This is a genomic window from Dermacoccus sp. GAS27A, assembly GCF_044909235.1.
In the GTDB taxonomy this organism is placed as follows: Bacteria; Actinomycetota; Actinomycetes; order Actinomycetales; family Dermatophilaceae; genus Dermacoccus; species Dermacoccus nishinomiyaensis.
The window spans coordinates 109,135-133,984 of record NZ_JBIYDW010000006.1 but is presented as its reverse complement, the minus strand read 5'-3'; the positions used below and the strand labels follow the sequence as shown (position 1 = coordinate 133,984).

General features: G+C 69.3%; 19 protein-coding genes and 1 tRNA gene. 3 read left to right on the top strand and 17 right to left on the bottom strand.

Annotated features, from left to right (window positions below; translation table 11 throughout):
• From ABH936_RS08135 to ABH936_RS08070, 14 genes are all read right to left on the bottom strand, one after another.
• The gene (locus tag ABH936_RS08135) at positions 1-918 is read right to left on the bottom strand and encodes an L-threonylcarbamoyladenylate synthase (protein WP_312294141.1); all 918 of its coding nucleotides are present in this window, start codon (positions 916-918) and stop codon (positions 1-3) included.
• A 9-nt stretch (positions 919-927) separates the two neighbouring features.
• Positions 928-1,695, bottom strand: a complete 768-nt coding sequence (locus ABH936_RS08130) for a hypothetical protein (RefSeq protein WP_404602988.1) — start codon at positions 1,693-1,695, stop codon at positions 928-930.
• Between the two features lie 239 nt (positions 1,696-1,934).
• Positions 1,935-3,386, bottom strand: a complete 1,452-nt coding sequence (gene prmC / locus ABH936_RS08125) for a peptide chain release factor N(5)-glutamine methyltransferase (protein WP_404602986.1) — start codon at positions 3,384-3,386, stop codon at positions 1,935-1,937.
• On the bottom strand, positions 3,383-4,471 hold the full coding sequence (prfA, locus tag ABH936_RS08120; protein WP_404602985.1) for a peptide chain release factor 1: 1,089 nt from the start codon (positions 4,469-4,471) through the stop codon (positions 3,383-3,385). The genes prmC and prfA overlap by 4 nt, the downstream gene beginning before the upstream one ends.
• Positions 4,472-4,582: 111 nt before the next feature.
• Entirely contained in the window at positions 4,583-4,798 is a 216-nt protein-coding gene (gene rpmE, locus ABH936_RS08115; protein ID WP_006945964.1) for a 50S ribosomal protein L31, read from the bottom strand.
• A 239-nt stretch (positions 4,799-5,037) separates the two neighbouring features.
• Complete coding sequence (gene rho, locus ABH936_RS08110; protein ID WP_281711748.1) at positions 5,038-7,134, bottom strand: transcription termination factor Rho; 2,097 nt, start codon at positions 7,132-7,134, stop codon at positions 5,038-5,040.
• Positions 7,135-7,471: 337 nt separating this feature from the next.
• Positions 7,472-8,365 carry a homoserine kinase gene (locus ABH936_RS08105; RefSeq protein ID WP_062257167.1) on the bottom strand — a complete coding sequence of 298 codons (894 nt, stop codon included), beginning with the start codon at positions 8,363-8,365 and terminating at the stop codon, positions 7,472-7,474.
• A gap of 77 nt (positions 8,366-8,442) precedes the next feature.
• Positions 8,443-9,546 carry a threonine synthase gene (thrC, locus tag ABH936_RS08100; protein ID WP_038567355.1) on the bottom strand — a complete coding sequence of 368 codons (1,104 nt, stop codon included), beginning with the start codon at positions 9,544-9,546 and terminating at the stop codon, positions 8,443-8,445.
• 1 nt (position 9,547) lies between these two features.
• Positions 9,548-10,900 (bottom strand): homoserine dehydrogenase, encoded by a 1,353-nt coding sequence (locus ABH936_RS08095; RefSeq protein ID WP_136788684.1) that lies wholly within the window; start codon positions 10,898-10,900, stop codon positions 9,548-9,550.
• Between the two features lies 1 nt (position 10,901).
• On the bottom strand, positions 10,902-12,269 hold the full coding sequence (gene lysA / locus ABH936_RS08090; protein WP_165584508.1) for a diaminopimelate decarboxylase: 1,368 nt from the start codon (positions 12,267-12,269) through the stop codon (positions 10,902-10,904).
• Between the two features lie 133 nt (positions 12,270-12,402).
• Positions 12,403-13,131 carry a hypothetical protein gene (locus ABH936_RS08085; protein WP_150112732.1) on the bottom strand — a complete coding sequence of 243 codons (729 nt, stop codon included), beginning with the start codon at positions 13,129-13,131 and terminating at the stop codon, positions 12,403-12,405.
• A 375-nt stretch (positions 13,132-13,506) separates the two neighbouring features.
• Positions 13,507-13,578: transfer RNA gene (locus ABH936_RS08080), tRNA-Arg, on the bottom strand.
• A 60-nt stretch (positions 13,579-13,638) separates the two neighbouring features.
• Positions 13,639-14,745, bottom strand: coding sequence for a hemolysin family protein (locus ABH936_RS08075; RefSeq protein WP_006945979.1), 1,107 nt, complete (start codon positions 14,743-14,745; stop codon positions 13,639-13,641).
• The gene (locus ABH936_RS08070; protein WP_006946029.1) at positions 14,742-16,094 is read right to left on the bottom strand and encodes a hemolysin family protein; all 1,353 of its coding nucleotides are present in this window, start codon (positions 16,092-16,094) and stop codon (positions 14,742-14,744) included. Before ABH936_RS08070 ends, ABH936_RS08075 begins: the two co-directional genes overlap by 4 nt.
• 298 nt (positions 16,095-16,392) lie before the next feature.
• On the opposite strand from ABH936_RS08070, the gene ABH936_RS08065 reads away from it, so the two are divergent.
• From ABH936_RS08065 to ABH936_RS08055, 3 genes are all read left to right on the top strand, one after another.
• On the top strand, positions 16,393-20,235 hold the full coding sequence (locus tag ABH936_RS08065; protein ID WP_074040417.1) for a multifunctional oxoglutarate decarboxylase/oxoglutarate dehydrogenase thiamine pyrophosphate-binding subunit/dihydrolipoyllysine-residue succinyltransferase subunit: 3,843 nt from the start codon (positions 16,393-16,395) through the stop codon (positions 20,233-20,235).
• Positions 20,236-20,371: 136 nt separating this feature from the next.
• The gene (locus ABH936_RS08060; protein ID WP_006946035.1) at positions 20,372-20,551 is read left to right on the top strand and encodes a DUF6104 family protein; all 180 of its coding nucleotides are present in this window, start codon (positions 20,372-20,374) and stop codon (positions 20,549-20,551) included.
• A gap of 17 nt (positions 20,552-20,568) precedes the next feature.
• Positions 20,569-21,222, top strand: a complete 654-nt coding sequence (locus ABH936_RS08055; protein WP_006945919.1) for a GDSL-type esterase/lipase family protein — start codon at positions 20,569-20,571, stop codon at positions 21,220-21,222.
• Between the two features lie 115 nt (positions 21,223-21,337).
• Here ABH936_RS08055 and ABH936_RS08050 read toward each other — a convergent pair whose 3' ends face one another.
• The 3 genes from ABH936_RS08050 to rfbB all read right to left on the bottom strand — a co-directional run bounded on the left by ABH936_RS08050 (position 21,338) and on the right by rfbB (position 24,832).
• Positions 21,338-22,810: a sugar transferase gene (locus tag ABH936_RS08050; protein ID WP_083607387.1), complete on the bottom strand. Its 1,473-nt coding sequence runs from the start codon at positions 22,808-22,810 to the stop codon at positions 21,338-21,340.
• Positions 22,811-22,925: 115 nt separating this feature from the next.
• The gene (gene rfbD, locus ABH936_RS08045) at positions 22,926-23,795 is read right to left on the bottom strand and encodes a dTDP-4-dehydrorhamnose reductase (protein WP_062257165.1); all 870 of its coding nucleotides are present in this window, start codon (positions 23,793-23,795) and stop codon (positions 22,926-22,928) included.
• A gap of 2 nt (positions 23,796-23,797) precedes the next feature.
• The gene (gene rfbB / locus ABH936_RS08040) at positions 23,798-24,832 is read right to left on the bottom strand and encodes a dTDP-glucose 4,6-dehydratase (RefSeq protein ID WP_115296431.1); all 1,035 of its coding nucleotides are present in this window, start codon (positions 24,830-24,832) and stop codon (positions 23,798-23,800) included.
• Positions 24,833-24,850 lie beyond the last annotated feature (18 nt).

Sequence of the window (24,850 nt, the reverse complement as noted above, 5' to 3'; positions counted from 1 at the left end):
TTAGTGGTTCTGCTCGCCCGGGCGGCCAGGAAGCTCCACGCTCGTCACGCTCTCGGGCTCGAACGGCGGTTCCGCACCGATGCCGCCGAGCGGGATGGCCTGCGTCGCCTCGCCCGCCCGCGCGCGAGCGCCCATGGCCTCGAGACGCTGACGTTCGGCCGTGCGCTCGTCGTCGGTCGACTCGGGCGCGGGGTTCGAGGCCGACTCGTGCTGCTGCGGGTTGTCCGTTTCCGGGGCATCCTGGGGTGTCTCGGACAGCGGCGCACCCGTCGAGTCGAGCAGGTCGATGGGCCCGAGCACCTCACGCAGCTGTGCCGGAGTGATCGTGCCGCGGCGCAGCATGACGGGGTCGGGCTTGGTGCAGTCGAGGATCGTGCTGGGCAACCCGTCGTCGCACGTTCCCCCGTCGAGATAGACCTCGACCGCCGGGCCGAACGCGAAACCGGCCTCCGTGATCGTCGTGACCGGCGGCTGGCCCGTGCGGTTCGCCGAGCTGACCGCGAGCGGCCCCGTCGCCTGCAGCAGTTCGAGCGCGATCTCGTGATCGGGCATGCGCAACCCGACCGTGCCGTTCGTGTCACCCAGATCCCACATGAGCGACGGCTGCGCACGGAAGATCAACGTCAGCCCGCCCGGCCAGAAGCGCTCCATGAGGCGACGCGCGTAGGACGGCACGTTCATCGCGAGGCCCTCGACCGTCGCCGGGTTCGGCACGAGGACGGCCGGCGGCTTGTCGCGCCCACGCCCCTTCGCCGCGAGCAGCGCCGCGACGCCGTCAGGGTTGAAGGGGTCGGCGCCGACGCCGTACACCGTGTCGGTGGGCAGGACGACGAGTTTGCCCTCGCCGACGGCAGCATGCGCCGCCTCGATGGCGGGGTCGCGCTCATCCGAACCGGAAACGTCGAAAACGGGGCTCACGCCACTCTCCTAGAAGTCGAAACCACCCATGTCGCCCCCGAAGTCTCCCCCACCGAAGTCGCCCCCGTCGAACCCGCCGAAGTCGCTGCCCCCGGCGAAGTCCTGGCCGCCGTCGAATCCGCCACCGTCGGCAACGTCGTTTCCGCCGCCGTCGCCCCCACCGTCCTGGTAGCCATCCTGATATGCGTCCTGCATGTCGTGGGAATCGAAGTCGTTGCCCCAGTCGTCGAACATCGCATCGGCGATGGCGGTGCCGACGAAGGCGCCGGCGACGCTCGTGAGCAGCATCGAGCCCATGCCGCCCATCCCCATCCCCATGCCGCCGCGACCGAAGCCGCCGCCCATGCCGTAACCACCGAACGAGCTCTGGAGGAACCCGGGCTGACGCATCTCGGCCCGAGTCGCAGCCCGCGCCAGCGCCTGCGGGTCTGCGCTCTGCGGAGCATCCTGCGGGCTGTCGGTCGCGAGACGCGTGAGCACCTGCTGACGCTGCTCCGGCGTCAACTTGGCGAACGCCTCGGCGTGCGCCTTCTCGATCTCCTCCGGCGGAGCCGTCTTGAGCATGTACTCGTAGCGGGCGATGGCGCGCTCGTCCTCGGTCATCGACGCGCCCGGCGTCTGTCGAGGCGCGCTCGACGCCTGCCGCGGGTAGCCCTGCTGGGCATACCCCTGCTGCTGGTTGCCCTGCGCCGGATACGCGGGCTGCCCGTATCCCTGCTGCTGACCGAAGCCCGGCTGGGCTCCCCCACGGCCGAAGAGACGATCGAAGATCCCCATGGTGCGTTCCTCACGTCCGAGGCCGCCCAGCACGCTGCGGGCGGCGCGATTCGGCTCCCACTCTAAGCCCGGGCCCGTGGCGGGCACACGTCCTCGCCGCCGGTCGGCGAGGCCGCACCAGCGCGCTGACGCGGCGTCCTCGGCCAACATCGTGGCGGTGGCCGAGACGCAGGGCGGGGCGGTGCGAGACCGACATCAGAAGAGGCGTAGGCCCTGACGCCGACCTCGCGGTGTGTGCCTCAGCGGTGGCCGAGGGCGAGAGGGACGGTCGACTCCTCGACGTCGTCGAGTGCGACGGTGTCGTCGGGCTGCAGTTCGTCGACAGACGTGGCGCTACCCGCTGTCGCGTCCGGCGTCGCCCGGGCGCTGACGAGGGCCGCGAGCTCGCGCGGCCACACTCGTTCGCTCGTCGTCTCGAGGTCGCGAACCGACCACCAGCGCCAGCGCTGCATCGTCACCTGCTCCTCGGGCGTGAGCGCCCCCGGGTCGGGCTCGAAGCGTGTCGTGCGCACGGCGTAGAACACGTCGTCCTGACGCACGACCGAATCGGAGTACCCGTGGACGACGCGGCGCCGCGCGATCGGCCCGACGAAGGCATCGGCCTCGACCTGCAAACCGGTCTCCTCGAACAACTCACGCACCGCGGCGTCGCGTTCGCTCTCTCCGGGGTCGATGCCGCCACCCGGGGTCGACCACCACGTCGCGGGCGGGGTGAGGCCCTGGTCGGAATCCTCGTAGAGGAGCACGTCGCCGGCGTGGTCGAGCACGAGCAGCCTGACGGTCGCGCGGCGCCTCACCGGGCGTTCTGCGGGGCTTGTGGGCACCTCGAAGCGCGAACCGCCCTCACGGCGGGCCAGCGTCATGCGGGGCTTGCCGGCGAGGTCGGCCTCGTCCCGCGCCCACTCGAAACCACGCCGATCGAGCAGCGCCTCGGGCAGGGATTCGCCCTGGGCGTCTGCATGCTCAATGACGAGCAGACCGCCGGGCTTCAGCAGGTGCGCGGCGCGTTCGGCGATCTCGAGCGGAAAGCGAAGGCCGTCCTCGCTACCGCCGTACAGCGCAATCTCAGGGTCGTGCTCGGCAACCTCGGGGTCGATCGGCACCATGCCGGTGGGCACGTACGGCGGGTTGCTCACGACGACGTCGAAACTACCCTCGAGCTCAGGTAGAGCCTGGCGCGCATCCTCAACGCTCAAGTTGACAGTGAGGCCAATCTGCTTGCAGTTCAACGCTGCCCACGCGGCCGCTTCTTCGGAGAGCTCGACGGCGTAGACCTCGAGGTCGGGACGCTCGGCCTTGATCGCCAGGGCGATGGCGCCCGATCCGGTACACAGATCGACGATGCGCCCCCCGTGCGGGGCCGCCTCGAGGGCGGCATCGACGAGCATCTCCGTCTCGGGGCGCGGCACGAACACGCCAGGGCCGACACGCAACTCCAGGCTGCGGAAAGGCGCCCGACCCGTCAGGTGCTGCAGCGGAACACGCCGTGCGCGCTCGTCGACCAGCGCCTCGAAGCGGGCCATGTCCCCGTCGCTGAGCTCGTGGCCGAGCACCTCGCGACGGCGCACCTCGCCCAGCTCGCACCCGAGAACATGAGCGAGCAGCAGCGCCGCATCACGATCCGCGGATTCGATGCCGGCGTCCGCGAGCCGCGCCGCAGCACGACGCAGCGTCGTGCGCAACGCCGTCACGCCCCCGACTCCCCCACTGCTGCGAGACGCGCCGCCTCGTCGGCGTCGAGCGCCGACTGGACGACGGCGTCGAGATCGCCGTCGATCACCGCGTCGAGGTTGTACGACTTGTAGCCCGTGCGGTGATCTGCGATCCGGTTCTCGGGGAAGTTGTAGGTGCGGATGCGCTCACTGCGGTCGACCGTGCGCACCTGCGACTTGCGCGCGGCCGAGGCCTCCGCTTCCTTGCGCTCGATCTCCATCTGACGCAGCCGCGCCTTGAGCACGCGCAGCGCGGACTCCTTGTTCTGCAGCTGCGACTTCTCGTTCTGGCAGCTGACGACGACACCCGTCGGCAGGTGGGTGATGCGCACGGCCGAGTCGGTCGTGTTGACACTCTGCCCACCCGGGCCGGAGCTGCGATAGACGTCGATCTTGAGGTCGTTCGGGCCGAACTCGATCTCGTCGTCGTCCTCGTCGAGATCCGGCATGACGAGGACGCCCGCCGCGCTCGTGTGGATGCGGCCCTGACTCTCGGTGACGGGCACGCGCTGCACGCGGTGCACGCCGCCTTCGTACTTGAGGCGCGCCCACGGGGCCTCGCCCGGTTCGGGCAGCCCCTTCGCGCGGACCGTGATGCGGGCGTCTTTGTACCCGCCGAGATCGGCGTCGGTCGCGTCGGCAATCTCGGCCTTCCAACCGCGGCGTTCCGCGTAACGCAGGTACATGCGGACGAGGTCGCCGGCGAACAGCGCCGACTCGGCGCCGCCCTCGCCGGCCTTGACCTCGAGGACGACATCGCGCTCATCGTCCTCGTCGCGCGGCAGCAGGAGCGTGCGCAGTTTGTCGGCGCTCGCATCCAGATGGGTCTGCAACGCCGGCAGCTCCGCGGCGAACGCGGCGTCCTCGTCGGCCAGCTCTTCTGCCGCACCGAGGTCGTCCTGCGCGCGCTTCCAGGCGTGATAAGCGGCGACGGTCGGTGCGAGGGCCGCGTAACGCTTGTTGAGGCGGCGCATCAGCGTCGGGTCCGCATGCGTCGCCGGTTCGGCCAGCTGCTTCTCGAGATCGTCGTACTCGGCGACGATCGTGGCGGCGGAATCAAGCATGACGCTCCTCGCGGACTGAGGTGATGGGGGCGCAGCGCCAGCAGGCGGCGTCCACGGGGATGCAAAACGCCGACCCCGCCCTGATGGGCTGGGGTCGGCGTGGTGCGAAGACTACTTGGCGTCCTTCTTGCCGTAGCGAGCCTGGAAGCGGGCGACACGACCACCCGTGTCCATGAGCTTCTGCTTGCCGGTGTAGAAGGGGTGGCAGTTGGAGCACACTTCGACGTTCATCTTGTCGCTCTTCGACGTGCTGCGCGTCTCGAACGTGTTGCCGCAGGTGCAGGACACCGTCGTGGCGGTGTACTCGGGGTGAAGGTTCTTCTTCACGGGGTTCTCCTAGCTGTCGAGGATGCCGCCGGGTCGTCATCACCGGGATGGTGGACGTGAACCGGAAGCCAACAAACAATCTTGCCAGATCGCCTGACATGGTTCAAAACATCGAGGTGGGACGAATCATTCCCGCCGCCACCCCGCCCGACACGAGCACCCCCGTGACCACTCGCCGCAGGGGCGTCGGGTCTCGGGGGCGTCGTCAGGTGACGTCGTCAGGTGCCTTCAGACGTGGATCAGTTGTCCTCGTCGTCGAGCTTGATGTTCGACGTCTGCTGCACCTGCATGAGGAACTCGACGTTGCTCTTCGTCTTCTTGAGGCGGTCGATGAGCAGTTCGACAGCCTGCTGCTGGTCGAGGGCGGCGAGCACGCGACGCAGCTTCCACATGATCTTGAGCTCTTCGCCCGACAGCAGGATCTCCTCGCGACGCGTCGACGAGTTGTTGACGTCGACGGCCGGGAAGATGCGGCGGTTCGCGAGCTGACGGTCGAGCTTGAGCTCCATGTTGCCGGTGCCCTTGAACTCCTCGAAGATGACCTCGTCCATCTTCGAACCCGTCTCGACGAGAGCCGTCGCGAGGATCGTCAACGAGCCGCCGTTCTCGATGTTGCGCGCCGCACCGAAGAACTTCTTCGGCGGGTACAGCGCAGCCGAGTCGACACCACCGGACAGGATGCGACCGCTCGCCGGGGCGGCAAGGTTGTAGGCACGCCCGAGCTTCGTGATCGAGTCGAGCAGCACGACGACGTCGTGGCCCATCTCGACGAGGCGCTTGGCACGCTCGATGGCGAGCTCCGCGACCGTCGTGTGGTCCGTCGCCGGACGGTCGAAGGTGGAGGCGATGACCTCACCCTTGACCGCGCGCTGCATGTCGGTGACCTCTTCGGGACGCTCGTCGACGAGGACGACCATGAGGTGGCACTCGGGGTTGTTCGTCGTGATCGCGTTGGCGATCGACTGCATGACCATCGTCTTGCCCGCCTTCGCCGGGGCGACGATGAGGCCACGCTGGCCCTTGCCGACAGGCGAGACGAGGTCGATCATGCGAGTCGTCAGCACGTTCGGGGTCGTCTCGAGACGCAGGCGCTCCTGCGGGTACAGCGGCGTCAGCTTGCCGAACTCGACACGCTTCTTCGCCTGCTCCACCGTCATGCCGTTGACGGAGTCGAGACGCACGAGCGCGTTGAACTTCTGACGCGCCGGCAACTGCTCACCCTCGCGCAGCGCACGCACCGCGCCGGTGACGGCGTCACCCTTGCGCAGCCCGTTCTTCTTCACGATGTTCATCGGGACGTAGACGTCCGTCGGGCCGGCGAGGTAACCGGTCGTGCGCACGAAGGCGTAGTTGTCGAGGACGTCGACGATGCCCGCGACGGGGATGAGGACGTCGTCCTCGCGCACCTCGGGAGCGTCGTCGTCGTAGTCGCGGTTGCGCCCGCGACGGTTGTTGCCGCGCTCGCCCCGGTCGCGGTCGCGGTCGCGGCCGCGCTGACGGCGACGACGGCCACCGCGCTCGTCGTCATCGTTGTTGTGGTTGCGCTCGTTGTTGCGCTCGCGACGGTTGGAGCCGCCGTTGCCGCTGTTGTTGCCGGAGTCGCGGTTGTCGCGCTTGTCACGGCCGTTCTCATGCTCGTCGCGCTTGTCACGGCCGTTCTCGCCCGAGGCGCTGTCGCTGTTGTCGCGACGCTCGCGGCGAGCGTCGCCGTCGGAGTTCTTGTCACCGGAGGGCTCGTTCGAGCCGTTCTCACGGCGCTGACGACGCTCGTCGCGTTCGCCGTCACGACGGCCACGGCTCTCGCCGTTCGAGGCGTCGTCCTTGGCGTCGACGGTCTTGCCGTCGGCGTCGTTCTCGGAGCCGGTGTCCTGCGCGGCACCTTCACGCTGAGCGTCGCCCTGGTCGGAACCTGAGTTCTCGGAGGCGCGCTTGCGCTCCTCGCCACCGCGGCGGCCACGACGGGTGCGCTGCTCGCGCGGCTGCTCCTGTTCGTCGCGCGTGGAACGCTCACCCTCGCGGGAGGCAGCGTCGCCTTCGCGGGCGCCGGCGTCACGAGTGGCGCGGCGGGGCTCGTCATCCTGCGGCGCCGGAGCGTCGCCCTGCTCACGGCGGGGCGCCTCGGTGGCGGACGGCGCAGCCTCGGCCTGCTCGCTCGTGGCGCGACGGGCCGTCGGAGCGGTCGAGGTGACGCCCGCGGCCTTGGCGCGGCTGCCGCCGACACCGTTGGCCTCGGCGCGCGCGGCGCGGATCGCCGTCACGAGGTCGACCTTGCGCATCTTGGAGATGCCGGGAATGCCCATGCTCTGCGCGAGCTGCTTGAGTTCGTCGAGACGCATCGCGGAGAGCGCTCCGCGCGGGCTGCTCTGGGCCGGGGCGGGCGCAGACGGTTGTTCTGACACGAAGGTTCCTTCCCCCTCGTTCGGCCCGCGACGAAGAGCGCGGGCGGGATGAAGTTCAGGGGCCGTTCAGATCAGACCCCTGGTTCCCGCCGTCGGAATGACAGCACAGACGGGAACAGCGCACCTGGAAGCGAATGATGACCTGCAGCGAGGCTGAGGCGAGAACGGTGACCCAGAGGTCACGGGCCTGGCGCGACGACAGCGTCGCGTCGTGTGGCATGGTCGAACTCGAGCACCACCCGGGTGCACCAAAACGGTACACCCCGGCGGCGGATCAGCGCGACATGGGGGTGATTCCGCGCGTCGGAACGCTCAGTTCGAGCACCTCGCCGCCCCCAGCGACATCGTGCACCGCGCTCAGGGCGAAACGTGATGCCAGCGCGAGCACCGTCGGACCCGCGCCCGAGATGACGGCGGGGACGCCGGCGTCACGCAGCGCGTCGACGAGCGCCATCGAATCCGGGTAGGCCGAACGGCGCTGCTCCTGGTGCAGGGCATCGAGCGTCGCGGGCATGAGTAGCGACGGCTCGGTGGTGATCGCGTGAGCCAGCAGCGCTGCGCGCCCCGAATTGCGCGCTGCCACGGCGAGCGGGACGCTCTCGGGCAACGCGGCGCGAGCCGTCGCCGTCGACAGGCGCTGCGCCGGGACGATGACGACGGGCACGACATCGGGGTGCGGGCGCAGGACGGCGGTGTGCCAGTCGCGCGGCGCGTCGGGGCCCTCGAGCACGTCGGCCCAGCTCACCGTCACGCTGCCGTAGACGGAGGCCGACGCGTTGTCGGGGTGGCCCTCGATGCTCGAGGCGACGTCATTGACGAACGCGAGCGTCGCGGCGTCGTCGAGATCGTGCCCGGCGAGCGCCGTCGCGAGCGCGACGCCCGCGACGATCGCCGTCGCCGAACTGCCCAGGCCGCGCGAGTGCGGCACGGCGCCTGTGTACCTCAGCTCCAGCCCTGCGGGCGGCGCGACGTCGAGCGCTTCCCATGCCGCCCCCATCGAGCGCACGACGAGGTGCGAGCCGTCGAGCGGCACCTCACCGGCGCCGCTGCCGCGCGCGTCGACGACGAGGCCGCCGTCCGTCACCTCGGCGCGCGCGTCGTCCCAGACGTCGAGGGCCATGCCGATCGAGTCGAAACCCGGCCCGAGGTTCGCCGTGCTCGCGGGCACGCGAACGTGCGCCGTCGACCCGACCTGAGGCGTGCGGCTCGGCCGGAGGCGGGAGGCGCTGAGCGAACGGGCCATCGTCAGGCGTCGAGGCCGAGCGCGCGCGCCACGGAGTAGGCGTCGGCGGAGACGCGCTCGGGCTGGATGTCGTCGCCGTCGGCGCCGCGCAGGGCCCACTGCGGATCCTTCAGGCCGTGCCCGGTGACGGTGCAGACGATGGTCGCGCCCGCGGGCACGCGGCCCGCGTCACTCATCTTGAGCAGCCCGGCGATCGAGGCGGCCGACGCCGGTTCGACGAAGATGCCCTCCTCGCTCGACAGGATGCGGTGCGCGGCGAGGATCTCGTCGTCGCTGACGGCGTCGATGACGCCGCCCGAGTCGTCGCGGGCCTGCTCGGCCTGCTTCCACGATGCGGGGTTGCCGATGCGGATGGCCGTTGCGATCGTCTCCGGCTCGTCGAACGGGTGGCCCGCGACGAGCGGCGCGGCGCCCTCGGCCTGGAAGCCCCACATCGCCGGGGTCTTCGTCGCGACGGCGGCGAGCTCGCGGCCGTCGGCGGTCGTGAACGGCGCCGCGTACTCGCGGTAGCCCTTCCAATAACCCGTGATGTTGCCGGCGTTGCCGACGGGCAGGACATGGATGTCGGGCGCGTCGCCGAGCGCGTCGACGATCTCGAAGCTGGCCGTCTTCTGGCCCTCGATGCGGGCCGGGTTGACGGAGTTGACGAGCTCTACGGGGTAGCTCTCGGCAAGCTTGCGCGCGACGTCGAGGCAGTTGTCGAAGTTGCCGTCGACCTGCAGCAGCTGCGCGCCGTGCGCGATGGCCTGGCTGAGCTTGCCCATCGCGATCTTGCCGTCGGGCACGAGGACGGCGCACGTCATGCCGGCCTTCGTCGCGTAGGCCGCGGCGGAGGCGGACGTGTTGCCCGTCGAGGCACAGATGACGGCCTTCGCGCCGTTCTTCGCGGCCATCGACATCGCCGTCGTCATGCCGCGGTCCTTGAACGAACCGGTCGGGTTGAGGCCCTCGTACTTGACGAACACGCGCGCACCGACCCGCTCGCTCAGCTTCTCCGCCGGGATGAGCGGAGTGCCGCCCTCCCCGAGCGTGACGACGGGAGCACCGTCGAGCATCGGAAGTCGTTCGGCGTACTCGGTGATGACGCCGCGCCACAGGTGAGCCATGTCAGTTTCCTTCTGCGCGAAGCACGGACGAGACGCAGTCGACGTCCGCGAGCTTCTTGATCGAGTCGACCGTGGCCGCGAGCGCGGCCTCCGGCGCCTGGTGGGTCATGAAGGTGAGGGAGGCGAGGCCATCCTCGGAGCGGCGCACGCCCTGGCGCATGCTCTCGATGGAGACGCCGTGCTCGCCGAACGCGCTCGTCACGCGCCCGAGGACGCCCGGTTCGTCGGCGACCTCGACGCGAACGACGTAACGCGTCAGGGATTCGCCGATCGGCAGGATCGGCAGGTCGGCGTAGGCCGATTCCCCCGAGCCGCGCCCGCCGGTGACGCGGTGGTGCGCGGCCTGGACGATGTCGCCGAGGACGGCTGACGCCGTCGGGTCGCCGCCCGCCCCGCGGCCGTAGAACATCAGCTCCCCGGCGAGCTTCGTCTCGACGAAGATCGCGTTGAAAGCTTCATGCACGCTCGCGAGCGGGTGCGAGCGCGACAGCAGGACGGGGTGAACGCGGACGTTGACGCCCGCTCCCCCGTCTGCCTCGCCGCGTTCGACCTTCTCGGCGATCGCGAGCAGCTTGATGACGCAGCCCGCGCGGCGTGCGGCGGTGATGTCCTCCGCCGTGATGTTCATGATGCCCTCGACGTGCACGTCACTCGTGCGCACGCGCGTGTGGAACGCGAGGGAGGCGAGGATGGCGGCCTTCGCCTGCGCGTCGTAACCCTCGACGTCGGCCGTCGGGTCGGCCTCGGCGTAACCGAGCTCCTGCGCCTCGGCGAGCACGTCCCGCAGGTCGGCGCCGGTGCGGTGCATCTTGTCGAGGATGAAGTTCGTCGTGCCGTTGACGATGCCGAGCACCTTCGTCACCTCATCGCCCGCGAGCGACTCGCGCAACGGACGGATGAGCGGGATGGCGCCCGCGACGGCGGCCTCGTAGGACAGGTCGACGCCGTGATCCATCGCGAGCTGGTACAGCTCCGGGCCATCGCTGCCGAGCAGGGCCTTGTTGGCCGTGACGACGCTCGAGCCGTTGCTCAGGGCGCGCGTGATGAGGCTCTTGGCGGGCTCGTCACCACCCATGAGCTCGACGACGATGTCGGCACCGTCGACGAGCGCCTGCGCGTCCGTCGTGAAGGCGTCGGCCGGCAGGCCCGTCTCCGAGCGGTCCTTGCGCGTGTCGCGCACCGCGACGCCGACGATCTGCAGCGGCGCACCGATACGGGCCTCGAAATCGGCGGCGTTCTGGGTCAGCTCGCGGGCGACGGACGTGCCGACGACGCCGCTGCCGAGCAGCGCGATCGTGATCGGCTCGCGCGGGGTCGTCGAGTCGGCCGGCATGGCGGATGCGGTGGTGGTCATGTCATTCCCCTTCGAGGGCGAGCAGGTCGTCGATCGTCTCGCGGCGCAGCAGCACGCGAGCGTCGCCGTCCGCGACGGCGATGACGGGCGGGCGCGGGACGTGGTTGTACTGCGAGGCCAGCGCACGACAGTAGGCGCCGGTCGCGGCGACGACGACGAGGTCGCCGTCACGGGTGTCGGACGGGAAGTCGATGTCGCGCACGACGACGTCGCCGCTCTCACAGTGCTTGCCGACGATGCGGGTCGGCGTCAGCTCGTCGCTGCCGCCGCGGTTCGCGAGCGCCGCGTGATAGTCGGCCTGGTAGAGCGCGGGGCGCGCGTTGTCGCTCATGCCACCGTCGACGCTGACGTACGTGCGCACGAGGTCGTCGCTCGCCTGAACGAGCTTCACCGTACCGACGCGGTAGAGCGTCACGCCGCCGGGGCCGACGATGCTGCGGCCCGGCTCGATCGAGACGCGCGGCACCGCGACGTCGGCGTTCCGGCACGCCTCGCGCACGATGCCGGCGAGCTGCATCGCCATCTCGGCGGGGTCGAGCGGTGCGTCGCTGGGCAGGTAGGCGATGCCGAAACCGCCGCCGAGGTCGAGCTCCGGCAGTTCGACGCCGTGCTCCTTCGCGACCTGCAACTGCAGGGCGATGAGGCGCGTCGCGGCCTCCTTGAAGCCAGCGGACTCGAAGATCTGGCTGCCGATGTGGCTGTGGAAGCCGAGCAGGTGAAGCTCCGGGCGGGCGAGGACGCGAGCGACGGCGTCACCGATCTGGCCGTCGGCGGCGGAGAAACCGAACTTCTGGTCCTCGTGCGCCGTCGCGATGAACTCGTGAGTGTGCGCCTCGACGCCGAGCTTGACGCGGATCATGACAGGCGCCGTGATGCCGTGGCGCGCAGCGGCGTCGGCGACGCGGTCGATCTCCTCGAACGAGTCGACGACGATGCGCCCGACGCCGTACGCGAGGGCGTCGTTGATCTCGGCGACGCCCTTGTTGTTGCCGTGCATGCCGATGTTCTCGCCCGGCACGCCCGCCTTCTTCGCGATCGCGAGCTCACCCCCCGAGCAGACGTCGAGGCGCAGCCCCTCCTCGGTGACCCACTGCGCGACGTGCGACGACAGGAACGCCTTGCCCGCGTAGTACACGTCCGCCTGGGTGCCGATGGCCGCGAACGCACGCGCGAACGCCTCACGGTAGGCACGGGCCCGGCTGCGGACGTCGGCCTCGTCGATGACGTACGCCGGCGTGCCGAAACGTTCGGCGATCTCGTCGAGGCCGATGCCGGCGATCTCGACGACGCCGTCATCACGGCGGCGCGCGGTGCGCGGCCACACGATCTGCTCGAGGGCGCCCGTGGGGGCGGCCGACCTGACGCTCACGTGGTCTCCTTGCTGCCTTCTCGCGAGGGGGACGGCGCTGCGCCGAGACGGCCCGGCAGCCCCCGCTGCGCGCGGATCGGACCCGCAGCGATCGCACGCCCACCGCCGCCGGCCGCATCGAGGATCGACGCGTTCAGTACGGCACGGGCGCTGCGACGCAGGCAGCGTCCAGGGTTTCTCGCACGATGCTACGGGCCGCGCTCAGCGCGGGCACATCCGTCCGCGTGACGGGCGCAGCCTCGACGTGACGCAGCATCGCCACCGCCAGATCGTCGATCGCGAGCAACGCAGGACGGGTGCGGCCGGTGCGCGCCGCGTCGTGAAACGCCCGGGAGGTGAGGAGAACAGCCACCCGCAAGGGTGCGGGGGTGACGTGGTCCCCACCGTCCGGCGAACGAGAGAGAGCGGCAGAACCGTCGACGGCGAGGTCGTCGCGGGCCGGGGTGTCGGCGCCGTCTGCGTAGGCCAGGGGCTCTACGTCGAAGGTGTCGGCGTCAAGGGCGCCGCTGTCGAGCAGTTCGGTCGCGGCCTCGAGCCGTATCATCGCGGCTGCCTGGGCACGGCGGGCACGAGCGACAAGGTTCGCGTCGCGGCGGCTCGACAGGTCGTCGAGGCGCTGCCCCAACGTCAGCGGTGGCGTCTTGGACGCACTGAGCAGCGACGCCCACACGAGCGCGTCGCGGCCGACGTCCTGTGCGACGGCGTCCCAGGTGAGGCTCTGGCCGAAGGCGCGCAGCGGCGGGCGGGCGCGGCGGACGTCTGTGGCCGCGCCGGCGATGATGCCCGTCTCGGCCCCGCAGCGACCGAGCCACCCGTCCGACGACAGGTCGACCTCGATGTTTCCACCAGAGGGTCGAGCCACGGCCGACAGCCCCAGGTGCGCGGTGATGAGTGCGGCGATCCGCTGAGCCCTGCCCAAGTCATCTCGATGGGTGGCGGAGCGCTCGCGCGACGCCGCGACACGCGGCGCAGGGGTGACGACCCGCCCGTCGGCATCCACGGAAAAGGCGACGGACACCCCGACGTCGCGATCCAGCGCTACCCAAGGATCTGCCGACATCACCGGGCCAGGGTATGCCACGCCAGCTTGATCGCAGGCTACGACAACGCCCCCTGCAGGACCCGTCCTCCTCGCTACGCTCGTCGTCCTCCCGAATTTTTCGAGCTTGACACAAGACGAACGGAGGCCCGATCCGGCGGCGCTTGGCGCGGATGGATCGGGCCTCCGTTCGTCTTGTGCCCCCTGCAGGATTCGAACCTGCGCTCCCGCCTCCGGAGGGCGGTGCTCTATCCCCTGAGCTAAGGGGGCATGCGCTCCATGAGCGCGAGACGACACCTTACCAGCAGTTCCCGGCGACGGCGGGCATCATCACGCGCGCGGGCGCGCCTGGTCAGCCCGGACGACCGACGCCGACTCGGCCCGCGACGCTCCGGCCAACGCGCGCGCGTCGAAGCGCTGCGTCGCGTCCGCGACCTCGCCGACGAGTTCCTCGAGCACGTCCTCGAGGAACACGACACCGCTCGTGCGCCCGTCGTCACCGACGACGCGCGCGAGGTGCGCGCCCGAGTTCTGCATCGTGACGAGCACGTCCTCGACCTCGTCCCCGGGACGCACCGTCGCGAGCAGCCGGATGCGGCGCGGCGGAACAGGCTCGGTGTACGCCTCGTCCTGCGCGTACAGCACGTCCTTGAGGTGGATGTAACCGCGCAGCTCCCCCGACGTCGTCATGACCGGGAAGCGCGAGAACCCGTGCTTGGCGACCATCGCGTCGACATCGGCGGGCGTCGCGCCCAACGAGAGCGTGACGAGCGAGTCGAGCGGCACGGCCACGTCGCTCGCGACCTTGTCGGTGAACTCCAGCGCCTCACGCACGCGGCGCTCCTGCCCCGACTCGAGCAGACCCTCTCGGTGCGACTCCTCGACGATCATCTCGACCTCCTCGGTCGAGAACGTCGAGGCCGCCTCGTCCTGCGGTTCGATGCCCATGCGTCGCACGATGGCCTTGCTGACGTTCTCGAGCACCGTGACGAGCGGGCGGATCGCCTTCGTCACCCACAGCAGTGCGGGCGCGAGCAGCAACGCTGCCCGGTCGGGCCCGGCGATGGCGAGGTTCTTCGGCACCATCTCACCGAGCACGACGTGGAAGTACGCGACGATGAGCAGCGCGAGCAGCAGGCTGACGACGTGCGTCAGCCCGTCCGGCATGCCCGTCGCCTCGAGGGGGCCGGCGATGAGGTGGTGCACCGCGTCCTCGGCGACGGCACCCAGCAGCACCGAGCAGACCGTGATGCCGAGCTGCGCGCAGGCGAGCAGCGAGGCGACGTTCTCGAGGGCCTCCAACGCCGCAGAGGCGCGCTTCGAGCCCTCCGCGGCCATCGGTTCGAGCTGCGAGCGCCGCGCTGCCATGACGGCGAACTCGGCGCCCACGAAGAACGCGTTGCCGAGCAGCAGCAGGAGCGAGATCCAGAGCATCATCGGGCCTCACCGGCCCGGGTTGCGCCGCCGATGACATCGTCCATCGACTGCCCCTGCACCGCCGGGGTGAACCGGACGCGGTTGACACGCCGGCCGTCCATCGACACGACGCGCAGGCGCCATCCCGGCAGCATGAGTTCGTCCCCGACCTCGGGAATGCGGCCGACCTGTTGCATGACGTAACCACCGAGCGTCTCGTAGGCGCGATCGTCGGGCACGGGCGCGCCGATGCGATCGACGACCTCGTCGGGGCGCCACAGCCCGGGCACCGTCCAGGACCCGTCGGGCAGGTGACGGCTCGCGTCGTGCAGCTTGTCGTGCTCGTCGCTGACCTCACCGACGATCTCTTCGATGACGTCCTCGAGCGACACCAGGCCCGAGGTTCCGGAGTACTCGTCGATGACGATGGCGAGCTGCAGCCCCGCGCCACGCAGGAGCACGAGCAGCGGTTCGAGCGTGATCGTCTCGGGCACGAAAGTCGGCTTGACCATGAGAGCGGTGACGGGCACATCGCCGCGGCGTTCGACGGGCACGGCGATGGCCTTCTTGACGTGGACGACACCGTGGACGTCGTCCCAGTCCTCCCCCAGCACCGGGAAGCGCGAGTGGCCCGTCGACCTCGCGAGCCGGACGACGTCATCCGCCGTCGCGTCGCGATCGACGGCCTCGCAGCGCACGCGCGGGCTCATGACGTCGGACGCGGTGCGCTCACCGAAGTTGAGCGAGCGCGTCAGCAGGTGCGCGGTGCCCTCCTCGATCGTGCCGGCCTCGGCGCTGCGACGCACCATGGAGCTCAGCTCCTGCGGCGTGCGGGCGGCGGACAGTTCCTCCTGCGGTTCGATGCCCATGGAGCGCAGCAGCAGGTTCGCCGATCCGTTGAGCACGACGATGAGCGGCTTGAAGAGGGCGGCGAACACCTGTACGGGCCGCGCGACGATCTTGGCGACGCGAAGAGGCGCGGAGATACCAAGGAACTGCGGGACGAGTTCACCGAAGATCATCGAGAAGGCGGAGGCGAGAACCATCGCGAGGACGGTCGAGGTCGCCGAGGCCGCGCCGCCGGTGACGCCGATGGCCGCCAACGGGGTGCGCAGCAACGCACCGACGCTGGGTTCGACGATGAAGCCGAGGATCAGCGTCGTGAGGGTGATGCCGACCTGCGCGGCCGACAGCTGCGTCGACAACCCGCGCAGCGAGGCGAGGACGGGGCGGGCGCGTTCGTCGCCGTCGTCGATGGCGCGCTGGACGGAGTGACGATCCAGCGCGACGAGAGAGAACTCGGTGGCGACGAACAGTGCCGTTCCGAGCGTGAGGACAACTCCGAGGAGGATCAATATCCACTGCGTCATGACGCAGTGAAATTACCACGGGCGCAGCCGTTCACCGGGCTCGTTCCACCCCCCGGGCCGGCCTCGACCGGCGAGGCCCGCGCAGTCTCGCGCCGGGGTGGGCCACCTCACCACCGACCGCCTCTCGCGGCGGCGGCGCGGGAGCGATAGGGTGGCAACGTATGCCGTGTACCACACGGCAGTGGAGTGGTTCACCTCGCTCCTGCCTGACACGGCCACGCGCCGCGTCATGGCGGGGGCAACGGGACGCCTCCCGCACGTGTACGTGAATCGACGCGAATGAAAGAGGCGCATCTGCGTGTCATCCCAGTCCCCCAGCTCTGAGCACGACGACTTCGGCGCGAACGAGTGGCTCGTCGAGGAACTCTTCGAGCAGTACAGCAAGGACAAGAACTCCGTGGATGCCGCATGGCAGGAGTTCTTCGCGACCTATCAGCCGGGCTCGTCGAACTCCTCGGCGCCGGCCTCCACGTCCACGTCCACGTCGGGCTCGGGCGCTAAGGCCGCTCCCCGAACCGAGAAGCCGATGGCCGCCGAGGCACCGCGCGACCAGCAGGAGGCGCCTGCACAGCAGGCCGCCGAGCCGACGCGCACCGCCGAGAGCGAGCCGCAGAAGCTCGACCCGAAGCAGGCCGAGGGCCACACACCGCTGCCGACGCCGCGCGACCAGGGCGACGGCGCCCTCGGTGACGTGCCGGCGGCGGACGACAAGGACACCCCGCTCAAGGGCATCGCCGCCAAGATCGTGCAGAACATGGAGGCCTCGATCGAGGTCCCGACCGCGACGTCGGTCCGCGCCGTCCCTGCGAAGGCGCTGATCGACAACCGCATCGTCATCAACTCGAACCTCGCCCGCGGCCGCGGCGGCAAGGTGAGCTTCACCCACATCATCGGCTACGCCATCATCAAGGCGCTGCGCGTCATGCCGGAGATGAACGCTTCCCTCTCGGTCGACGAGAAGGGCAAGCCCGTCCTGCACCAGCCGGGGCACATCAACTTCGGCCTCGCCATCGACCTGCAGAAGCCCGACGGTTCGCGCACGCTCGTCGTGCCGTCGATCAAGGGCGCCGAGGCGATGACGTTCGCGCAGTTCTGGGCCGCGTACGAAGAGATGGTCAAGAAGGCGCGCAACAACAAGCTGACGCTCGAGGACTACGCGGGCACGACGATCTCGCTGACCAACCCCGGTGGCATCGGCACGGTGCACTCGGTGCCGCGTCTGATGAAGGGCGCGGGCGCCATCATCGGTGTCGGCGCACTCGACTACCCCGCCGAGTGGCAGGGCGCGAGCGAGGAGACGCTCAACCGCAACGCCGTCAGCAAGATCCTGACGATCACCTCGACCTACGACCACCGCATCATCCAAGGTGCGACGTCCGGGGAGTTCCTGCGTCAGATCCACCAGCTGCTGCTCGGTGAGAACAACTTCTACGACGAGATCTTCGAGTCGCTGCGCATCCCCTACGAGCCGGTGCGCTGGGTGCAGGACATCTCTGCCAACCACGACGACGACATCAACAAGGTCGCGCGCGTGCAGGAGCTCATCCACGCCTACCGCGTGCGCGGTCACCTCATGGCCGACACCGACCCGCTCGAGTACAAGCAGCGTCGTCACCCCGACCTCGACGTCACGAGCCACGGCCTGACGCTGTGGGATCTCGACCGCACGTTCGCCACGGGCGGTTTCGGCGGCGCCAACTTCCTCAAGCTGCGCAAGATCCTCGGCATCCTGCGTGACTCGTACTGCCGCACGGTCGGCGTCGAGTACATGCACATCCAGAACCCCGAGGAGCGGGCCTGGATGCAGAACAAGCTGGAGAAGACGTACTCGAAGCCGACGTCGGACGAGCAGGAGCGCATCCTGCGCAAGCTCAACCAAGCCGAGGCGTTCGAGACGTTCCTGCAGACGAAGTTCGTCGGCCAGAAGCGCTTCAGCCTCGAAGGCGGCGAGTCCGTCATCGCGATCCTCGACCGCATCCTGTCGGAGGCCGCGGACGCCGGCCTCGAAGAGGCCGCGATCGGCATGCCGCACCGTGGCCGTCTCAACGTGCTCGCCAACATCGCGGGCAAGTCGTACGGCCAGATCTTCCGCGAGTTCGAGGGCACCGCCGCTCCCAACTCGGTGCAGGGCTCCGGTGACGTCAAGTACCACCTCGGCACCGAGGGCGAGTTCGTCTCCGATGAGGGCAACCACACGAAGGTCTACCTCGCCGCCAACCCGAGCCACCTCGAGGCCGTCGACCCGGTGCTCGAGGGCATCGCCCGTGCCAAGCAGGACCGCATCAACCTCGCCGGCACGGCGTTCACGGTGCTGCCGATCCTGCTCCACGGCGACGCCGCGTTCGCGGGCCAGGGCATCGTCGCCGAGACGTTGAACCTGTCGCAGCTGCGCGGCTACCGAACCGGCGGCACGATCCACGTCGTCATCAACAACCAGGTCGGCTTCACGACCGCGCCGAGCTCGTCGCGTTCATCGACGTACTCGACGGACGTCGCGCGCATGGTGCAGGCGCCGATCTTCCACGTCAACGGTGACGACCCGGAGGCCTGCGTCCGCGTCGCGGAACTCGCGTTCGAGTACCGCCAGACGTTCAACAAGGACGTCGTCATCGACATGGTGTGCTACCGCCGCCGCGGTCACAACGAGGGCGACGACCCGTCGATGACGCAGCCGCTCATGTACAAGCTGATCGAGGCGAAGAAGTCCGTGCGTCGCCTGTACGCCGAGGCCCTCGTCGGCCGCGGCGACATGGACCAGGAGCGTGCCGACGAACTGCTCAAGGACTACCAGCAGCAGCTCGAGCGCGTCTTCGTCGAGACGAAGGAGGCGACGAAGAAGGCCGCTGCCGACAGCGCCGCGCAGAGCGCTTCGTCCGATTCCAGCCAGGGCACCGACGCCGAGGGCCACGGCGGCCTCGAGCGCCCGTCCGCTCAGCTCGAGGACGACGCGAAGAGCGCCTACTCCTCGGGCCGTTCCTCCGCGATCACCGAGGCCGCTCTCGAGCGCATCGGCGCGGTGTGGACGAACCCGCCGGAGGGCTTCACGCTGCACCCGAAGCTCAAGCAGCTGCTCGAGCGTCGCACGGCGATGGTCAAGGACGGCGGCATCGACTGGGCCATGGGCGAGCTCATCGCGTTCGGTTCGCTACTCATGGACGGCACGCCGGTGCGTCTGTCCGGTCAGGACACCCGACGCGGCACGTTCGTGCAGCGTCACGCCGTCCTCATCGACAAGGCGAACGGCAACGAGTGGACGCCGCTGCGTTACCTCACGGATGACCAGGCGTGGCTGTGGATCTACGACTCGCTGCTCAGCGAGTACGCCGCGATGGGCTTCGAGTATGGCTACTCGGTCGAGCGTCCCGACGCGCTCGTGCTGTGGGAGGCGCAGTTCGGTGACTTCGTCGACGGTGCGCAGACCATCATCGACGAATTCATCTCGAGCTCGGAGCAGAAGTGGGCGCAGCGCAGCTCCGTCGTGCTGCTGCTGCCGCACGGCTACGAGGGTCAGGGTCCGGACCACAGCTCGGCGCGCATCGAGCGCTTCCTGCAGCTGTTCGCCGAGGACAACATGACGATCGCTTACCCGTCGACGCCGGCGTCGTACTTCCACCTGCTGCGTCGCCAGGCGCACGCGCGACCGCGCAAGCCGCTCATCGTCTTCACGCCGAAGCAGCTGCTGCGCGTGAAGGCCGCGACGAGCTCGCCGGCCGACTTCACCTCGGGCCAGTTCGAGCCGGTGCTGAAGGACCAGAAGCAGCTCGACGGTTCGAAGGTCGAGCGGGTGCTGCTCGCCTCGAGCCGCGTGGTCTACGACCTCGAGGCGGAACGTGAGAAGCGCGGTGACGACACGACCGCCATCGTGCGTGTCGAGCAGCTCGCGCCGATCCCGGCCAAGGAGATCGCCGAGGCGGTCTCGGCGTACCCGAACGCCGAGATCGTGTGGGTGCAGGACGAGCCGAAGAACCAGGGCGCCTGGCCGTTCATGTACTTCAACCTGCCCGACCTGCTCGAGAGCCACGGCGAGACGCGACGTCTGCGCGTCGTGTCGCGTCCGGCGTCCGCGTCGCCCGCGACCGGCAACAACAAGCGTCACGCCGCGCAGAACGCGGAGCTCATGGAGCAGGCGTTCGCGCGCTGAGGTTCACGTGAGCAGCCGTTGATGGTGCGTTCCTGATGAAGCGGTGCCCTCCCCCACGCGGGGTGGGCACCGCTTCGTCGTGGGCGCGCGACGCTTGCGGGGTGGGCACCGAGCTGACGGACGATAAGCTGGGCGCGTGTATTTCACGGATCGGGGTATCGAGGAGCTCGCGGCGCGCCGCGGCGAAGAAGACGTGACGTTCGAGTGGCTCGCGGAGCAGCTGCGTCATTTCGTCGACCTCAACCCGGAGTTCGAGATCCCCGTCGAGCGCCTCGCCACATGGTTGGCACGGCTCGACGACGACGATGACGAGTGAGTGAAGGCGGTCGTAGCGTGTCCTACCCCACCGAAGGCAGCGAGCCCGAGTTCCGGCCGAGCGCCGATTTCCACGTCGCCGAGGGTGAGCGCCGTGTCGGCCTCGTCTTCGTCGGCGACAGCTTCGTCAACGGCTACGGCGACCCGAAGGCCCTGGGGTGGGTCTCGCGGGTCGTCGCGCGTACGCCGCACGAGGGCGTCAGGCTGACGACGTACAACCTCGGCGTGCGCGGCGACAGTTCCTCTGACGTCCTCGCGCGCTGGCGGGGTGAGGCGGCGCTGCGGTGGAAGAACTGCAACGAGCGCCGACTCGTCATCGGCTTCGGCACGAACGACGCCGCGCAGGGTCTGACGACAGCACGTTCGCGCCTCAACCTCGCGAACATCCTCGACGATGCGTCGACGAACGGCATCGCGACGTTCGTCGTCGGCCCGCCGCCCACGAGCGACCCGGAGATGAACGCGAAGCTCGAGGTGCTCGTCGACGCGCACGCGGACGTCTGCGCGCGTCGTGGCGTGACGTATGTCGACTGCTTCCGCCCGCTGCTCGGGCACGATCAGTGGCAGTCGGATCTTGCCGCCAGCGACGGCTACCACCCCGGCCAGGCGGGCTACGGCCTCATGGCGTGGCTCGTGCTTCACGCCGGTTGGCAGGACTGGCTCTCCGTCTGACGGCCCTCATCGCACCTTCGAGCGCCTCACGTCGTCGACGTGGGGCGTTCGTCGTCCCGACAACCACGTTCTGACCCCCCTTCGGGGGCCGGCCGGAAGGCGAGACAAGGGAATGTCAGTACGCGCCGTCGCGTGCGAGGACGGCGCGGAGGGTCTTGAACATGATGACGAGGTCGCCGGACAGGGACCAGTTCTCGACGTAGTAGAGGTCCTTGCGCACGGATTCTTGCCAGGAGAGGTTCGAGCGTCCGCCGACCTGCCAGGGTCCAGTGATGCCTGGCTTGACGTTGAGGCGGCGGTGGACGTGGTGGTCGTAGGCTTCGACCTCGCGGGGCAGTGGGGGGCGTGGTCCGACGAGTGACATGCTGCCGGCGATGACGTCGAACAGTTGTGGCAGTTCGTCGAGGCTGTAGCGGCGGATGAAGGCGCCGACGCGGGTGGTGCGGGGGTCGTCTTTCATCTTGAACAGTAGGCCGGAGCCTTCGTTCTGTCGTTCGAGTCCGGCGAGGCGCGCTTCGGCGTCGACGGCCATCGAGCGGAACTTGGTCATCTTGAACAGCGTTCCGTTGACGCCTACTCGGGTCTGGCGGAAGAAGATGGGCCCGGGGCTGTCGAGGCGGACGGCGATGGCGATGGCGAACAGGATCGGGGCGACGAGGACGACCATCCCGGTGGCGATGACGAGGTCGAAGGCCCGTTTGAGGGAGTACTTGACGCCGCTGTAGCGGGGCATCTCGACGCTCATGAGCGGCAACCCTTCGATGGGGTGCCAATGGATGCGGGGGCCTGCGACGTCCGTCATGCGGCTGGCGAGGGCGAGGCGGATGGTGGTGTCCTCGAGCTGCCAGCCGAGTTCGCGCAGCTGCTTGCGGTTGATGCGGTTATGGCCGGCGACGATGATCGTGCTGGCCTCGTAGCGGTGCACGGCGTCGACGACGTCGGCGATCGCGCCGGCCTGGGGCACGACCACTCCGTTGGCGAGCTCGAACGTCGGAGCATCGGTCGTGTCCGTCGCGACGGCGCGCACTACTAGGCCCGCAGCCGGGTTGCGGGCTATGCCTTCGGCGACGTAGCGCACCTCATGCGGTGAGCCGACGACGACGACGCCGTCGACGAGCATCGCGCGGCGGCGTCGCGCGAGCACCCAGCGGCGGACCAGGAGACGTTCGATGAGAAGCAGGACGAGCCCGAGTGGGAGGGCGACGGCCAGGAAGCCGCGCGCTACCTGCCAGCGCAGCAGGACGAGGACGATCGCGAGCGCGCCGAACGTGAAGAACGTGGCGCGCACGACACGACGATATTCGTCGGTGCCGATCGCGATGATCTCCATGTTGTACGCCTGATTGAGAAGCAGCGAGGCCTGCCATCCGAGGATGAGGGCGGGCACGACGACGAGGTAGAGGTTGCCCTGCGAGCGAACGGTGTCGAGCGACGCCTCCGCCATTGCGAAGCGCGCGAAGAACCCGGCAGCCACGGCGAGTGTGATGACGCCCAGGTCGAGGACGAACAGCAGCAGGAACAGGTTGCGCCGCCAGTCGCCACGCATCCTGGCGAGCAGGTCGCGCCTACCTCTCGCCCCGTCAGTCATGCTCGCCGGCGCCTTTCCCCACAAAACCCTGTTTCCCCTTCGTCGGACGCGTCCGAATTCCCCTCGTTCCCGTTCGGCTGCGTTCCCCGCACCGCGGTCGTCTCGAGCCTGCGCCTCAGGCCCGCGCGCGCTCTGCAGCGCGCTCCTGCTGAACGACGCCGGATGCGGCGAGTCGTGCACGCCAGTCACCGATGCTCGGCCCGCGCGGTGAGCGTGCGAGCACGCTGTAGGCGGGCCTCGGCGCGGGCCGCTGGAACGCCTCCGTCGTCGTCGGGCGCACGCGCTCAGGATCCAGGCCTGCGAGGATGAATGCCTCTCGTGCGAGGTCGAACCATGACCCGCTGCCCGAACTCGTCCCATGGTAGAACCCGCCCGAGCATTCCTGCTCGATCAGCCCGACGATGGTGTCCGCCAGGTCGCCCGCCCACGTCGGCTGTCCGACCTGGTCGGCCACGACGTCGAGGGTGTCACGGTTCTGGGCGAGCTTCAGCATCGTCGCGACGAAGTTGCTTCCGTGCGCTCCGTAGAGCCATGCCGTGCGCACGATGAGCGCGTCGGGGTGCGTGGCACGAACGGCCCATTCTCCGGCCGCCTTGGTGCGTCCGTAGGCCGACTGCGGGGCCTGCGGGTGCTCGACATCGTACGGTTCCTCGGCGCGGCCGTCGAAGACGTAGTCGGTCGAGACGTGGACGAGCTGGGCATCCGCGGCCTGCGCGGTTCGAGCGACGTTGAACGCACCCGTCCCATTGAGTGCGAACGCCGCGGCCTCGTCGCTCTCAGCGGCATCGACGGCCGTGTACGCAGCACAGTTGACGACGACGTCCGGCGCGTGATCGCCGATGACGCGCTGCACCGTCTCCAGCTCGGTGACGTCGCATCCGGCGGAGCCGAGCGAGACGACGCTCTCACCGCGGCTGCGCAGCAGCGCGTCGAGATCCTGACCGAGCATGCCCGTGCCTCCGAGGACGAGCCAGCGACGCGCCATCGTCATGCCCCTTGACCGGTGGCGGTGTCAGCAGGCGCCGCGACGACCTGCTGGCTTGCGTACTTGGCCTCGGTGGCGTCCTTGAACGGACGCCACCACGACTCGTTCTCTCGGTACCAGGCGATCGTGGCGGCGAGGCCGTCGTCGAACGACGTGTAGCGCGGACTCCAGCCGAGTTCCTCGCGCAGCTTCGTCGAGTCGATCGCGTAGCGGCGGTCGTGGCCGGGCCGATCGGTGACGTGGTCGAAGTCGTCGGCGTCACGCCCCATCCCGGTGAGGATGGCCTGCACGACGGTCTTGTTGTCGAGCTCACCGTCGGCGCCGATGAGGTAGGTCTCCCCGATGCGCCCGCGCTCGATGATGGCCCAGACGGCCGCGTTGTGGTCGTCGACGTGGATCCAGTCGCGCACGTTGAGCCCGTCACCGTAGAGCTTGGGGCGCACGCCGTCGATGAGGTTAGTGATCTGGCGCGGGATGAACTTCTCGATGTGCTGGCGCGGACCGTAGTTGTTCGAGCAGTTCGAGATCGTCGCCCTGACGCCGAAGCTGCGCACCCAGGCGCGCACGAGCATGTCGCTGCCGGCCTTGGTTGAGCTGTACGGGCTCGACGGGTTGTACGCCGTCGCCTCGGTGAAACGCTCCGGGTCATCGAGCTCGAGGTCGCCATACACCTCGTCGGTGGAGATGTGGTGGTACCGGACGTCGTGCTTGCGCGCCGCCTCGAGCAGCGTGTAGGTGCCGACGATGTTGGTCTGGACGAACGGCCACGGCTCGGCGAGGGAGTTGTCGTTGTGCGACTCGGCGGCGAAGTGGACGACGAGGTCGGACGCGGCGACGAGACGGTCGACGAGCGCGGCGTCGGCGATGTCGCCGCGCACCAGCTCGACGTGCTCCCCCAGCCCGTCGAGAGATCTCTCGTTGCCCGCATACGTCATGGCGTCGAGAACGACGATGCGCGCCTCTGGGCGCTCCTTCACCGTCAGGTGGACGAAGTTGCCGCCGATGAAGCCGGCTCCGCCGGTGACCAGGATCTGCACCCTGCCAGCATAAGGTAG

What these genes read in the sequence shown, in the direction of transcription:
- thrC (WP_038567355.1), bottom strand. Translation starts at nt 9,546, where the DNA reads ATGGCTCACCTGTGGCGCGGCGTCATCACCGAGTACGCCGAACGACTT.
- ABH936_RS08050 (WP_083607387.1), bottom strand. Translation starts at nt 22,810, where the DNA reads ATGACTGACGGGGCGAGAGGTAGGCGCGACCTGCTCGCCAGGATGCGT.
- ABH936_RS08075 (WP_006945979.1), bottom strand. Translation starts at nt 14,745, where the DNA reads ATGATGCTCTGGATCTCGCTCCTGCTGCTGCTCGGCAACGCGTTCTTC.
- rfbD (WP_062257165.1), bottom strand. Translation starts at nt 23,795, where the DNA reads ATGGCGCGTCGCTGGCTCGTCCTCGGAGGCACGGGCATGCTCGGTCAG.
- ABH936_RS08130 (WP_404602988.1), bottom strand. Translation starts at nt 1,695, where the DNA reads ATGGGGATCTTCGATCGTCTCTTCGGCCGTGGGGGAGCCCAGCCGGGC.
- ABH936_RS08095 (WP_136788684.1), bottom strand. Translation starts at nt 10,900, where the DNA reads ATGACCACCACCGCATCCGCCATGCCGGCCGACTCGACGACCCCGCGC.
- ABH936_RS08070 (WP_006946029.1), bottom strand. Translation starts at nt 16,094, where the DNA reads ATGACGCAGTGGATATTGATCCTCCTCGGAGTTGTCCTCACGCTCGGA.
- rho (WP_281711748.1), bottom strand. Translation starts at nt 7,134, where the DNA reads ATGCGTCTCGACGAACTCAAGCAGCTCGCGCAGAGCATGGGCATTCCC.
- prfA (WP_404602985.1), bottom strand. Translation starts at nt 4,471, where the DNA reads ATGCTTGATTCCGCCGCCACGATCGTCGCCGAGTACGACGATCTCGAG.